Raw genomic sequence first — 14,080 nt, forward strand, 5'->3', positions numbered from 1 at the left:
CCCTGTTTTTTAGTTAAAACGAGAAAGTTTATACGGCGTAGGGTCGATAAATGGTGTTTCACCCATTAACAATTCTGCCGTTAATCGACCAGATGCAGGGCTTTCTGTCATACCCCAGCCTGTAGCGGTGTTGATGACCAAGCCTGGATACTGCTCGACGGTTGAAATAATTGGAATTTCATCATCCGTTGGTGCAACGGTACCACCCCAGCGTTCAACCACTTTGGACTCTTTAAATACTGGGAATTCTTTTCTCAGTCTTTCCAGAACGCCATCTAAGTGTTCGTTGTTTGGTGTATTCGTCGCTGTACGGAACTCTTCAAATGGTGTCTTCTCGTCTAAGTTCCAAGACGTTGCCATCATGAAGGAGTTGAATAAGTCTTTACCAATAGAGAACTCTAATGGTAATTCTCCACCGCCTAATACGTGTAGGAATCTAGGTCCTAACAGGAAGCTGTCTTTAACGATAGAGCTGGTAAAGATACGTGGAGCAACCGCGTAGGTACCATCAGCTTGTTCACGGAAGTGGATACCGTTAGGTAAGTGTACGTTACCTTTTGGTGCGCCTGGTACGCCAGTAATACGTTGTTGTGACAGGTAAACGTTCAGTGTTGGAACGTCAATGCCTAAGTTACCCATGAACAGACGCGACCAAATCCCCCCCGTCAGAACAACACGAGACGTTTTGATTGCACCTTTTTCTGTGACAACATCAGAAATTTTGCCGCCTGCAGTTTCAATACCACGTACTGCGCAGTTGGTGTAGATACGGATACCGATTGATTTTGCGTAGTTTGCCATGGTTGGTGTGACAACTTCAGGATCAAGGCTACCTGAGTCTTCTTCAAATCCACCGATTTTCCATGGAGTTTGTGCATCAACCAGACGATTAGCCAGTTCAGTACCTTCAATCATGCGGGTACGTAATGGGGTATCGAAACCAGGGTTTTCAGATGCCGCTTTTATCCACGCTCTTGAAACTTCTAAATCTTCTTCGCTTGAAGGTACTTCAACGCGGCCTTGAACACGGTAGCTGGTGTCAGCACCGATTTTTTCGTTCATGCCAAGCCATTGAATTTTCCCGTAGTGGTGTAAAGGGAAAATCGCTGGGGAGGTCTTGTAACTGATGATTTGGCTGTATGCACGGCCTGATTGCTCACCGCCGACAACACCTTTTTCACAGATAACAACATTAAGACCTTTTTCTGCAAGGTTAATTGCGGTCATGATCCCTTGAAGGCCAGCACCGATGATGACTGCATCTGCAGACTCAGGTAATTTGCCTTCAGTACCAGCAACGGCAGGTACACGTGACTTAGTCGATTCAAAACGACCTTCACGATTGATCATAGGAACAACTGCAGCACCCCCTGCTAGAACTCCAGCAGCACCAACCCCTAATAATAGCTTTCTTCTCGAGATTTTCATCTATAACCTCAATAACAATCTTGTTTTTTATATAGTAAATAATTTCAAATTGAGATAATGATCTTATCATATATTTTGTAATTGTTAAGTGCCGGTAGCATTTGTTAATAAAGGTCATTGAAATGAAATGTGACGTAAATTGATGTGCTCAGTGCTGTAAAGGCTTTGTCGGTGATTACTTTATTTTAGAGATGTAAGAATTAATATTTTTTTAATGTTAATGTCATTAAAAGTGTACAGGTGTAAATATGATAATTTGACTTAAGGTTAATAATTGATGAGGGGAACAAAGAAGGAGATTAATATTTCGCCATAGATAAAAACTCTGAATATCCCTTAAGTGATAAAATGAAAAATATAATATATAAATGGAATTTTAATGACCATATTGAGTTATTTTTGCTCGTTTGATTATTAATTATCCATTTGGTAAATCCTAGCGAATTCAAGCTCGTTTAATATTGGTTAGTTGGCCTGTCTAAATATTATCCATGATATTAATAGTAAGGATTGTTTTTAACGTATTGATAATGTTGTTTATTTTATTTTTGTTGCGTAGTACATAAGCAGAGGAAAATAACCTAGCATTTACTAAGGTTAATTAATGTCATCATCTATGAGATAGAATTAGACAGACTCAAGGAAATAGGTAATTTCCATTATCTTTAATGTTGTAAAAATAACCATTTATTTCTTGATGACTTTCAGTACTAAACATTAAGAGAAAATATAACAAGAATAGATAATTAAGATTAAATAATGAATTAAAAATTAAATAAAATCGAAATTTGTTATTAATAATAAAAAATACAGAGCGATTCATGTGGTTAATAGTCATTTAACAGATGACTCTTTTTATTTTAGGTACATATCATTCAGTTATTTTACTTTATTAGTCGATATGCACCATGATAGGTTCAATTATTAGTGATATGTTCATTTCCTGTGGGAATTTGTGCGAAAAAATTAGCATAATCCACGGATCGGACTTGTTGAAGAATGGTGATAAGTGCGGATAACGGTGTTTCAGACCAGTCACAGCGAATATCGATGTCAGCATATTGTCGGTTATTCCATACTTTTAATGCAGCAGAACGGATCCCCCGATAGTCACCCCCTTCATCTGCACCGGCTTGCATGGCAATGAGTAATCGATCAGCCAGATCTTGGTCAACATTTTTATAATAGCTTTGATAAATAGCGCTTAGAACCTGTTCACCTACTAACATATTTCCAGCAATGGCTAAGTTGGGTTCCGATAAACTTCCGCACCAAGGTAAACAATCTTGGCCTGTCCAGTCGGCTGTACCACCGTGGTTATCAAGAATAATCAATTGCCGTTGTTTACAGCCAATATCTTGTGTCACTAGATAGTCTAAGCTTTTGTTCGCATTATGGCCTTGTTGCAAATATTCGATACCCGTTAGGCCTGCAATTGGGTTCGTCATTGCTTGGGTGGCGATTGCCCCCGTTTGGCTTTTACCATGTAAGACCAATGCACCAACCGCAGGCCCACCTGTTGCCGTCACTGCACCTATTTTTCCTGTCAATGGGCAGCGCGCTACAATTGAAAATGTCATTTTACACCTCATAAATTAGACCTTGATCAAATTTATCATTATAAATTCTTGCTTGAAATATAATTTATCATCATAAATAAAGAAAAAGATAAAATTATTAACAAAATTGACACAAATCACACTTCACAATCATATAGCAATGTCAGCACTCGGGGAGGCGCGAATGAAAATGCGTTTATGTAGATGGATAGCCACTCTTTGGCTTTTAGGCTTTATTTCGCTACCGACATTGGCGGTGAATCATCCTAATGTCTTGTTATTAGGGCAAGTTGCTGAGCCGCAGTCATTAGACCCACAAGTTGCAACCGCGGCGAATGATTCCCGCATTTTAGTTAACTTATACGAAGGGTTAGTTCGCAATGCGGATGGTACATTAACGCTTGAACCTGCTTTAGCCCAGTCATGGACTATTAGTGATGATGGCCTCACATACACTTTTCATTTGCGCGAAGATGTGAAATTTCACGATGGTAGCTCATTCAATGCGGATGCCGTCCAATTCACGTTTGAACGAATGTTGGATAAACAGCACCCGTACTACCATACAGGGCCATTCCCATTATCATTTTTCTTTTCTGCAATAGACAAGATAGAAACTCCAGATGATAAAACGGTGGTTTTTACCTTAAAAGAGCCATTTGCCCCGTTTTTATCGAACTTAGCGACACCGGCAGGGCTGATTGTTTCACCGACAGCAGTAAAACAATACGACAAAGACTTTAGCCGCCATCCCAGCGGAACAGGGCCTTTTAAATTTGATGAGTGGACCGCAAACCAAAGGGTGGTCGTATCCGCGAATGAAAACTATTGGGATGGAAAACCCAGTTTAGAGCATGTGGTTTTTCGGCCGATTACTGACGCTAATACTCGGGTCGCAGAAATGTTGTCGGGGGGGATTGATGCGATGGTTGAAGTCCCCGCAGATAATGTTCCGTTATTTGCTAATGACGACCGCTTTGAGGTTTATGAAGCGGTAGGGCCCCATGTTTGGTATACCATGCTCAATGCGTCTCAGCCTCCGTTTGATGATGTACGTGTGAGGCAAGCCGTTAACTATGCGGTAAATAAAGACAATATTGTGAAATACATTCTTCAGGACTCTGCAGGGGTAGCGCAAGGGCCAATTCCATCGGCTTTCGATTGGGCATTTGATGAAGAAACAAAAGCCTATCCTTATGATCCTGAAAAAGCCCGCCAATTGATAGCAGAAGCGGGGGCTCAAGGGCAAAAAATTATTTTTTATGTCACGGAAGGCGGCTCTGGAATGCTAGACCCGATCCCCATGGCGACCGCCATTCAAGCTGACCTGAAAGCGGTTGGCTTATCTGTCGAAATTCAAACCTTTGAATGGAATACCTACCTATCTAAGGTCAATGCAGGCCTCAAACAAGCTCATATGGCCGAAATGGCATGGATGACGAATGACCCTGATACCTTGCCTTTTTTAACCTTGCATAGTGCTTCTTGGCCAGACAAAGGCGGGTTTAATTCTGGTTATTACAGTAACAAGCAGCTGGATAGGTTATTAGATAAAGCCCGAGTTTCCAATAATCTCGAGGAGCGAGCCCAGTTATATCAACAAGTCCAAAAAATTGTTCACCAAGATGCACCTTGGCTGTTTGTCGCGAATTGGAAGCAAAATGCGGTCGCGAATGAGCATGTTAAGCATTTCAAATTGCAGCCTAATTTTAACTTATTACTTAAAGACGTTCGTAAAGATTGATTAATGTGAATTGGTTATTCAATTAATTATTTGATTTTATGGGGAAAAACTATGTGGTTATACTGTTTGAAACGCATTTTAGCGACCATACCCATACTGATTGGTTTGACGTTAATTGTCTTTTTTATCATGGCAATGATCCCTGGAGACCCAGCTCAAGCATTGCTGGGCCCTTGGGCGACTCCTGAAAATGTAGCTAGAGTAAAAGTTGAGCTTGGGCTCGATAAGCCGTTATATCAGCAATATTTTATTTGGATGCATAATTTAATTTCGGGTGATTTTGGCCGCTCATTTGTCCTTAACCGACCGGTTGTTGATGAGGTTTTAGAGCGATTTTCTGCCACGCTAATTTTAGGCGGAAGCGCGTTGTTACTCAGCTCAATTCTAGGGTTACTGGCCGGAGTCCTTTCCGCCATTCGTCAATTCAGTTGGAGTGACCGGTTTATTACACTCGCCGTTTTATTGGGTATCTCAATGCCATCTTTTTGGATAGGCTTACTGATGATTATGCTTTTTTCTGTTCAATTACAATGGTTTCCGGCATCTGGAATGTACGATATTTGGCAAGGCGGTGGCCTGAGCGATTTATTGCATCACCTTGTTTTACCCGCGGTAACGCTTTCATTGGTCGCGACAGGGGTGATAGCGCGTTTGACTCGTACCGCAATGTTAGAAGTATTAAGGCTTGATTTCATTCGTACCGCCAGAGCTAAAGGCCTGAGCGAACGCAAAGTGATTTTCCGTCATGCATTTCGTATGGCGCTGGTTTCAGTCATCCCAGTGATTGGTATCCAAGCGGGCTTTGTTTTTGGTGGCGCGGTGTACATTGAAACCGTTTTTCAGTGGCCGGGACTAGGTGCCATGTTAGTCAAGGCTGTGGCAACCCGTGACTTGTTTTTAGTCCAAGGGGGCGTATTGATTGCAGCAGCGTCCTATGTCTTTATCAATTTGCTTGCGGATGTTGTGCAAGCCATGTTAGACCCGAGGTTGAAATCATGAGCCAGTCTGTGACCCCTGTTATTCAGCATCGTCATCGCCAATCGATCGGCTCGTTATTACTGGCGAACCGTCTAGCAACGTTGGGGCTATTTATTTTAGTTATCATTATGCTCTTGGCATTTTTAGCCCCTTGGCTCCCCCTTGCTGATCCAGATAAAACCGATTTAGTGAATCGGCTACTTCCCGCTTTTTCTCCTGATCATTTATTAGGGACAGACCATTTAGGGCGAGATATTTTGTCTCGATTGTTGTGGGGAACCCGAGTCTCCCTATTGGTCGGTATTTCAGCAACGCTCATTGCAGCCATATTCGGTACCTTGATTGGCTTGGTGGCCGGCTATGTAGGCCATCGTACTGATACAGTATTGATGCGTTGTATTGATATGCTAATGGCATTTCCATACATACTATTGGCATTAGCGATTGTCGCCGTCCTTGGGCCAGGGTTACTCAATGCGTTATATGCTATCGCATTAGTGAATATTCCCTTTTTTGCGAGAAATATTCGTGGGTTAACGGTGGGTTTGCGTGATAGGGACTTTATTCAAGCAGCAAGGCTGTCAGGTAAAAACCACCTACAAGTGCTATTAACGGAAGTGTTACCGAATGTCTTGCCAATCATTGTGGTGACCATGTCAGCAACCATCGGTTGGATGATCTTAGAGACAGCGGGCTTGTCATTTTTAGGGCTAGGGACTCAGCCACCGAATGCAGATTTAGGCTCAATGTTAGGGCAAGGGCGTGCACAGATGTTTGTTGCACCTCATGTGGCATTGGTACCCGGTATTATGATCTTTCTTATTGTGATTAGCTTTAACCTGTTAGGGGATGGCGTGCGTGACATTCTTGATCCCCGCTTAAAATCAGGGGCTTTACAGCGCTCACAACCGATGACACAGACTGATAGAGTTAATATTCCTGCGAAAACAGGGGATAAACAAGCGGTATTAGAAGTCAAAAATTTATCTGTCGCTTTTCGCCAAGGAAATCAATTACGTCCGACTGTAAAAGGGATCAGTTTTACCGTTGGGGCGGGGGAGTGTTTAGGGTTAATTGGGGAGAGCGGCTCAGGTAAAAGTGTTACTGCTTTGTCTGTGATGGGGCTGCTCGCATCGCCTCCTGCATTGATTACCGCGGGAGGGATCTATGTGGAACACGAAGAAATGCTGTCATTGCCGCTATCCGTTATGCAACGCCGTCGCGGTGCGAAGGTGTCATATATCTTCCAAGACCCACTGACGACACTCCATCCGCAATTTACCATTGGTGTGCAATTGCGTGAAGCCATCACCGCTCACCAGTCTTTGTCACTCTATGAGGCGAAAAATAAAGCTATCGAACTATTGGATAGTGTGGGGATCCCTGATGCGCAAGAACGTTTTGATGCCTATCCCCATGAGCTCTCGGGCGGGCAGCGCCAGCGGGTAGGGATCGCAATGGAATTGGCCAATGACCCCGTATTGATTATTGCTGACGAGCCGACCACCGCATTAGATGTCACCGTACAGGCGCGAATTCTAGAATTGCTGGACCAACTACGTCGTGAACGTGGTGTTGCGCTCTTATTTATTACCCATGATTTTGCGGTCATTAATCAAATTTGCGACCGTGTTGCGGTGATGCAGCAAGGTGAGATAGTCGAAACAGGGGATACGCAAACGGTATTACGGCATCCGCAACACCCTTATACACAACGTCTGATCGCCAGTGTACCTAAGTTAGGAGAAGGGCGCGAATTTTTAAAGCAAGTCCAACAACTTTATGGTTATCAGCCCAATGGTAATGATTTGACATCGACGCAGGAGGCTTAATGAAAAAAGTGATTGAGGTTAATCAGTTGGTGAAAACCTTCGGGCAGCCGAAAAGCCTATTTCACCCCCGTGGACGGCAAGTTCATGCACTGAAAAATATTTCACTGTCGCTTTATGAAGGTGAAACTCTAGCGATTGTTGGAGAGAGTGGCTCAGGAAAAAGTACTCTCGCGCGCATTTTAGTTGGGTTGGAACGTGAGACCTCGGGGGAAATTACCGTATTAGGGCAAACTCGTACTGAATGGCTGCAACAAGGTGCTCGTGCGTTTGGTCAAGCTATTCAGTATGTTTTTCAAGACCCTGTCGCATCTTTGAACCCTCGTAAAACGATAGGTGAGACATTAACGGTTCCCTTGAAATATTTAAAACACATGAATTCATCGCAAAGAGCAACTCGGCTGGCGGAATTACTTGAGGCCGTCAATATGCCAATGGATGCTTTAGCTTGCTATCCCCATGAGTTTTCGGGAGGACAGGCACAGCGGCTAGCGATTGCGAGAGCCTTAGCCGCAGATGCGCGGATATTAGTCCTTGATGAGCCAGTTAGCGCGTTGGATGTTTCGGTGCAAGCGCAAGTTTTATTGTTATTAGAACAACTTAAACAACAGTTTTCGTTATCCTATTTATTTATTAGCCACGATTTAGCGGTAGTGGAATCGATAGCAGATAGGGTTGCCGTACTCTATTTAGGAGATTTGTTAGAATGTCGAGATACCCGCAGCTTATTTGCCGCGCCGGAGCATGAATATACGCGAAATTTATTGGCGAGTGCCCCACGTATTCGTGTTGATTCAGTCGTTTAGAAAATAATTTAAACCAGTTGAGAACCTAATATGAGCACCAATAAGCCGACGACAATAGAGCCAGTACGTATTAAGCGGACTGATGAAATCGTCAATGCAATAAAAGAAACTATCATGGCCGATAACCTCATACCCGGTGACCGTTTGCCACAAGAAAAAGAACTGATTGAACATTATAACGCCAGCAAAAGTACGGTGCGAGAAGCACTGAAATCATTAGAAGTTCAAGGATTAATTAAAACAAAAACTGGGCCGGGTGGCGGCGCATTTATTGATTCGATGACTGAATCCCGAGCAATGAGTTTGTTATCCAACTATTTGTTTACGCGGGATATATCAATCAAAGATATTTATACGTTACGTAAATTACTCGAACCGGTAGTTGCCGTTAGTGCGATTGACAACATCGATAATGACGGTATTCAAAAACTGTACGATACCATCGCCATTTATGACCATGAACCCGCAGATGAAAACGAACGTTGGCAGCAGCGGATGGCAGAACTGGATTTTCATGCCGTGGTTGCCAGCTATTCCGACAACGTTTTATTAGTGTTTATTTGCCATTTTTTACAGCGTTTACTCAAAGATTTAGCGGTTTGTAAGGATATTTATTTAAAACCTGAGCCTGTCGATAGACGCCAAGGCATTGAATACCAATATCAATTAATCGAAGCATTACGCCGTAAAGATGCCGCAAAAGTCCAATCGGTGATGGAAGCACATATGGCTTATGCAGAACAAGCCATGTTAGCGCTGCAAGCCACATTGCAAGAACGTTTTTTAAGTGAAGATAGGTAATATAATGATAGATAAAGTATATCTGACCTCTGTATTAAAAACATTGTTATGTACACCTAGCCCGGTAGGGATGACTGAACAAGCCGTGGCGCAAACTCACCAATGGTTGACTGAGTTGGGTTTCACGCCGAAATACACACGCCGAGGGGTGTTATATATCACGCTTGGCACTGAAGAGCCTAAACGTGCGTTAGCCGCTCACCTTGATACGTTAGGGGCGATGGTGACACAACTCAAACCGAATGGGCGTTTGGCGCTGCGTAATACAGGCACATGGGCAGCGCGTTTTGCAGAAGGTGCAAGGGTGACGGTATTTAGTGACAATCACCAATATCGCGGCACGATTTTGCCATTAAAAGCCTCTGGGCATCGCTTTAATACTGAAGTGGATACGCAAATAGCCGATTGGGATAATTTAGAAATTCGCCTTGATGCCCCCTGCTATAACTTCGCTGACTTGCAATCCCATGGCTTAAATGTCGGGGATATTGTTGCGGTTGATGCACAACCCGAATTTATTGATAACGGTTTTATTGTTTCTCGTCATTTAGATGACAAAGCTGGCTGCGCGGTGATGTTAGCGGCATTAAAATCATTGGTGGATGATGGCGTTGTGCCTGCTGTGCCTTGCCAGATGATGTTCACGATTTCAGAAGAGGTCGGTATTGGCGGAACACACGGTTTTGGTCCGCAAGTTCAAGAATTATTAGCGATTGATAACTCTGTTTCTGCCCCAGACCAAACTACACGGGATGACGCACTCACTTTAGCTTTTCGTGACAGAACCGGGCCGTTTGATTTAGCCATTACACGGCATTTATTGCAGCTATGTCAGCAGTATGACATTCCTCACGTCCGCGATACGTTTAAACATTATCGTTCGGATAGTGCCGCCGCGATTGATGCCGGGTGGGATATTCGTGCGGCTTTAGCCTGTTTCGCGCTAGACAGTTCCCACGGCTGGGAAAGAACGCATCTTGACTCATTAGTCGCGCTTGCGACGTTAGTAAGACGCTATATTGAAAGTGATTTAGTGCCACTACCGGGGCAATCATTATAAAGCGAATAATGTGCGGTTGATGGTAAAAAGCCCTCTTCTCATTAAGTGACCCCTAATAATTGGTTGCCCAGCTATTGGGGGATTTCACTCATGTCAGCGTTTTGATTTTTTTATTAATTTCACTGTTAAATCAATGTGATATTTACGTCATAAATACATGGTACGACAATCTTGTAGTTACAATGTAATGACAACGACATTACACTTCTGTATGCTTAGCTGAGTAAGCAATCAATTGGGAGGTCGATATGTCGACTCAAAATGATGTTGCCGTGACTCGCTCATCTCTTAACCTGAGAATAAAACCGGAAGACAAAATCCTGATCGACCGTGCTGCTAATGCTGTGGGGAAAAACCGTACCGAATTTGTTCTGGAAGCGGCGCGGCGTGCAGCTGAAGAAACGCTGGCCGATCTGCGGGTGATTAATGTCAGCGCCGAGGTTTACCAAGAATTTATCAGCCAGCTTGATGCCGCGCCGAGTAGTAATGAGGCATTGAGGAAAACGATGATGTCTAAATCCCCTTGGGAGGAATGACATTGAAGCTAACAGCGCCAGAACCACTAAAAACAGGCCATTTACTGGAAGGGTTTTCCTCTGGTGAAGAGGCATTAGATCTCTGGCTAAAAACCCGGGCAATGAGTAATCAAAACTCAGGGGCCTCGCGCACTTTTGTGACCACTTCGGATAACCAAGTAATGGGTTACTATGCTTTGTCCACCGGGGTTGTGAACACCAATCAAGCCGTTGGGCGATTTCGCCGCAACATGCCTTCTGACATTCCCGTCATCTTACTCGGCAGGCTAGCAGTAGATACAAGGGCGAAAGGTCTTGGAGTTGGTAGGGGGTTAGTTAAAGATGCCTGTCATCGTGTTATTCAGGCTTCTGGGCTGGTGGGCATTCGAGGGGTTGTGGTTCACGCATTAACGGACAATGCTAAACGGTTCTATGAGCACATTGGTTTCGTCCCTTCACCACTTGACTCTATGATGTTGATGATAACGCTTGCCGATCTACAATTCGCATTGGGTATTCACTCGAACTGACCAAGCTTGGGATCCCGAGTTTTTATCAAAGCCCTCATATCATTGAATGTAAGAGGGCTTTGAACATGTTAATTATTAGTTTAGATTGGCTTGTGATAAATATTTTTGCATTTCATCTGCAGGAACCATACCACCACCCGTTGCCCATACCAGATGTGTTGCGTTAGCTAGTTTGGTTGGTGTGAGTGATTTTGATTGCAAATAATCGGTGTTTTGCGTGACATGCACGCAGCCAGTCATACCCGCCAAGGCCGACGGTTCTAATTTAATAGACTCGGTCTGGTTCAGTAGGCCTAACAGGTTATACATTTCGCTATCTTCGATAGTGTAATAACCATCAATTAACCGCTCCATTGCGCGTCCTACAAAGCCTGATGCACGGCCAACCGCAAGGCCGTCTGCGGCGGTGATATTATCGATACCAATTTCTTGAACAGAGACTCCATCATGCAGGCCAGTATGTACGCCTAATAGCATACAAGGTGAGTGGGTTGGTTCAGCGAATAAGCAGTGGACGGCATCCCCAAAGGCGAGTTTTAACCCGAAAGCGACACCACCGGGGCCACCACCGACACCGCAGGGTAAATAGACAAATAGCGGGTGGTCGTTATCCACAGTAACACCTTGGTCTGCAAATTGCTTTTTCAAACGCAAGCCTGCCACGGCGTAACCTAAAAATAAGGTGGTAGAGTTTTCATCATCAATAAAAAAGCAGTTTGGGTCTTTTTCGGCTTCTTTACGGCCTTGCTCGACGGCAATGCTGTAATCTTGCTCATATTCCACCACATTTACACCATGTGAACGCAATTTGTCTTTTTTCCACTGTCTGGCATCTGCGGACATATGCACACTGACGCTAAAACCGAGTTTAGCGCTCATAATGCCGATAGACATGCCCAGGTTGCCGGTTGAACCCACGGCAATACGATATTGGCTAAAGAATTGGCGAAACTGTTCGGAAAATAAAATTTCGTAATTATCGTCTGTCGATAAAATACCGGCAGCTAAAGCGAGTTTTTCCGCATGGGTGAGGACTTCATAGATGCCGCCCCGAGCTTTGATTGACCCTGAAATGGGCAGGTGGCTATCTTTTTTAAGTAATATTTTCCCGGTAATTGGCGTTTGGTAGCGAGCTGCAAGAGCGGCTTGCATCTGTGGGATCGTGACCACTTCGGATTCTATGATCCCTTGTGTGGCTTGGGTTTCAGGAAAGGCTTTCATCAAATAAGGCGCAAAGCGGTGTAATCGCGCCTCTGCGTCTTGCACATCTTCAATGGTTAGCCCGACATAAGGCAAACCCGCTTGTGTTGTCGTGACATTTGGGTTGAACCACGCAATTTGCTTTAAATCGATTAAGTCCTGAACTAAAGGGTAGTCAGCAATTAACTTATCAACATTTATCTGAGTCATAATTACTCTCTTTTAAATCACAAATGAAAGTGCAAAAGTCCCTGCCAGCGCGACGAAAGACGCAATCAACGTGGCGACACTATAAAAACGGAAAGTTTCGGCTAAAGTGGCATTACAGTACTGTTTAACTAACCAGAACAACGAATCAGTGACGATAGTGCAGCCAATTGCGCCGGAGCCAATGGCTAATGTCATGATTTCTGGGCTAATGTGTGGGTACATTGGCATTAATGGAGCCACAATCGCGGTTGCGCCCATCATCGCAACGGTGGCAGAACCGACAGCGGCATGAAGAATAATGGCGACTAGCCAGGCCAGCAAGATGGGGTGCATATCAATGCCCGATAACACCATCGCTAAGGAATCGCTCAGTCCACTGCCTTTTAAGATGCCGTTAAATGCCCCACCTGCCCCGATAATCAATAAGATATTAGCAATTGAGCTAAAACTCTCTTCGGTTTTGCTGAGTAATACGCTCATACCCATATTACGTCGAATACCTAACATGTAATAAGCGACAAAAGCAGCAATAAACATAGCGGTTATTGGGTTACCAATAAACTGTAATAAGGTAAATAACTGGTTATCTTTGCTCATGTTCAAGTCAGCGGCTGTCTTGATTAACATGAGAGCAATTGGCAGTAACACCGTGAACAGTGTGGCACCTAAAGAAGGTAAGTCTTTTTCTTCACGTACTTCAAGGTCAGAGAAGGCCTCTGGCACAGTTTTAAATGGTAAGCGGTCACCTAAGAATTTGAGGAACAGTGGCCCACCAACTAACGAGGCGACTAAGCCTACCGCTAACCCTGCGACAATCACCGTACCAATGTCAGCCCCCAATTCATTTGTGACAAATAGGGCAGCAGGGTGTGGCGGTACGATGCAATGGACGGCCATCAGAGCGGTACATAATGGGATAGCGAGTTTTAATAACGAGGTATTGGTTCTTTTGGCAATGGAAAATGCGAGTGGGATCAGTAACACCACACCAACCTCAACAAACAGCGTAATACCGCAGATTAACCCAATTAGCACCATGGTAACGTCAGGCGTCAACCAGCGGCTTTTTTGTAAAGTGACCCCGATGCGTTCAGCGGCACCTGAAATTTCCATCATTTTGCCGAGTATGGTACCCAATCCAATAATGGCGGCTAAAAAACCAAGCGTACCGCCAATGCCATTTTCGATGGCGCTGACCATCTCTAATGGGTTCATTTGCATGGAGATACCGACAAAGAAGCTGGCGAGTAAAAGTGCTAAAAAGGGATGAAACTTAAATTTAATTATTGAAACGATGATTAGTAAAATACTGATAACTAAAGTACCAATCATCCACATTGTAGAGTCCATATCCTACCCCTGATCATCTTGTTGTTGTTCTTCTATTGGATAATAAATATTCAAAGGTGACAAACGATGA

General features: G+C 43.9%; 12 protein-coding genes. 8 read left to right on the plus strand and 4 right to left on the minus strand.

Going from position 1 to position 14,080, the window contains the following annotated elements; all coding sequences use genetic code 11:
- Positions 1–9: 9 nt before the first annotated feature.
- Both PSF42_RS13740 and PSF42_RS13745 read right to left on the minus strand, forming a co-directional pair.
- Positions 10–1,428, minus strand: a complete 1,419-nt coding sequence (locus PSF42_RS13740; protein ID WP_125890588.1) for an NAD(P)/FAD-dependent oxidoreductase — start codon at positions 1,426–1,428, stop codon at positions 10–12.
- A gap of 917 nt (positions 1,429–2,345) precedes the next feature.
- Positions 2,346–3,008, minus strand: coding sequence for a DUF1028 domain-containing protein (locus PSF42_RS13745; protein WP_272680223.1), 663 nt, complete (start codon positions 3,006–3,008; stop codon positions 2,346–2,348).
- A gap of 163 nt (positions 3,009–3,171) precedes the next feature.
- On the opposite strand from PSF42_RS13745, the gene PSF42_RS13750 reads away from it, so the two are divergent.
- From PSF42_RS13750 to PSF42_RS13785, 8 genes are all read left to right on the plus strand, one after another.
- The gene (locus PSF42_RS13750) at positions 3,172–4,731 is read left to right on the plus strand and encodes an ABC transporter substrate-binding protein (protein WP_272680224.1); all 1,560 of its coding nucleotides are present in this window, start codon (positions 3,172–3,174) and stop codon (positions 4,729–4,731) included.
- 51 nt (positions 4,732–4,782) lie between these two features.
- Positions 4,783–5,730 (plus strand): ABC transporter permease, encoded by a 948-nt coding sequence (locus PSF42_RS13755; protein ID WP_125890585.1) that lies wholly within the window; start codon positions 4,783–4,785, stop codon positions 5,728–5,730.
- A complete protein-coding gene (locus tag PSF42_RS13760; RefSeq protein ID WP_272680225.1) occupies positions 5,727–7,541 on the plus strand; it encodes a dipeptide/oligopeptide/nickel ABC transporter permease/ATP-binding protein in 1,815 nt (604 codons plus the stop codon). The genes PSF42_RS13755 and PSF42_RS13760 overlap by 4 nt, the downstream gene beginning before the upstream one ends.
- Complete coding sequence (locus PSF42_RS13765) at positions 7,541–8,344, plus strand: ABC transporter ATP-binding protein (RefSeq protein WP_272680226.1); 804 nt, start codon at positions 7,541–7,543, stop codon at positions 8,342–8,344. Before PSF42_RS13760 ends, PSF42_RS13765 begins: the two co-directional genes overlap by 1 nt.
- Before the next feature lie 30 nt (positions 8,345–8,374).
- Positions 8,375–9,145: a FadR/GntR family transcriptional regulator gene (locus PSF42_RS13770; RefSeq protein ID WP_125890582.1), complete on the plus strand. Its 771-nt coding sequence runs from the start codon at positions 8,375–8,377 to the stop codon at positions 9,143–9,145.
- 4 nt (positions 9,146–9,149) lie between these two features.
- Positions 9,150–10,205 carry an osmoprotectant NAGGN system M42 family peptidase gene (locus PSF42_RS13775; RefSeq protein WP_213913662.1) on the plus strand — a complete coding sequence of 352 codons (1,056 nt, stop codon included), beginning with the start codon at positions 9,150–9,152 and terminating at the stop codon, positions 10,203–10,205.
- 248 nt (positions 10,206–10,453) lie between these two features.
- On the plus strand, positions 10,454–10,741 hold the full coding sequence (locus tag PSF42_RS13780) for a type II toxin-antitoxin system TacA family antitoxin (protein WP_102138080.1): 288 nt from the start codon (positions 10,454–10,456) through the stop codon (positions 10,739–10,741).
- Positions 10,738–11,250, plus strand: coding sequence for a GNAT family N-acetyltransferase (locus tag PSF42_RS13785; RefSeq protein WP_213913661.1), 513 nt, complete (start codon positions 10,738–10,740; stop codon positions 11,248–11,250). Before PSF42_RS13780 ends, PSF42_RS13785 begins: the two co-directional genes overlap by 4 nt.
- A gap of 75 nt (positions 11,251–11,325) precedes the next feature.
- On the opposite strand, the gene PSF42_RS13790 is transcribed toward PSF42_RS13785, so the two are convergent.
- Both PSF42_RS13790 and dsdX read right to left on the minus strand, forming a co-directional pair.
- A complete protein-coding gene (locus PSF42_RS13790; protein WP_213913660.1) occupies positions 11,326–12,660 on the minus strand; it encodes a D-serine ammonia-lyase in 1,335 nt (444 codons plus the stop codon).
- Positions 12,661–12,672: 12 nt separating this feature from the next.
- Entirely contained in the window at positions 12,673–14,010 is a 1,338-nt protein-coding gene (gene dsdX, locus PSF42_RS13795) for a D-serine transporter DsdX (RefSeq protein ID WP_213913659.1), read from the minus strand.
- Positions 14,011–14,080 lie beyond the last annotated feature (70 nt).

This window comes from Providencia sp. PROV032, assembly GCF_028484875.1.
Lineage (GTDB): Bacteria > Pseudomonadota > Gammaproteobacteria > Enterobacterales > Enterobacteriaceae > Providencia > Providencia rettgeri_E.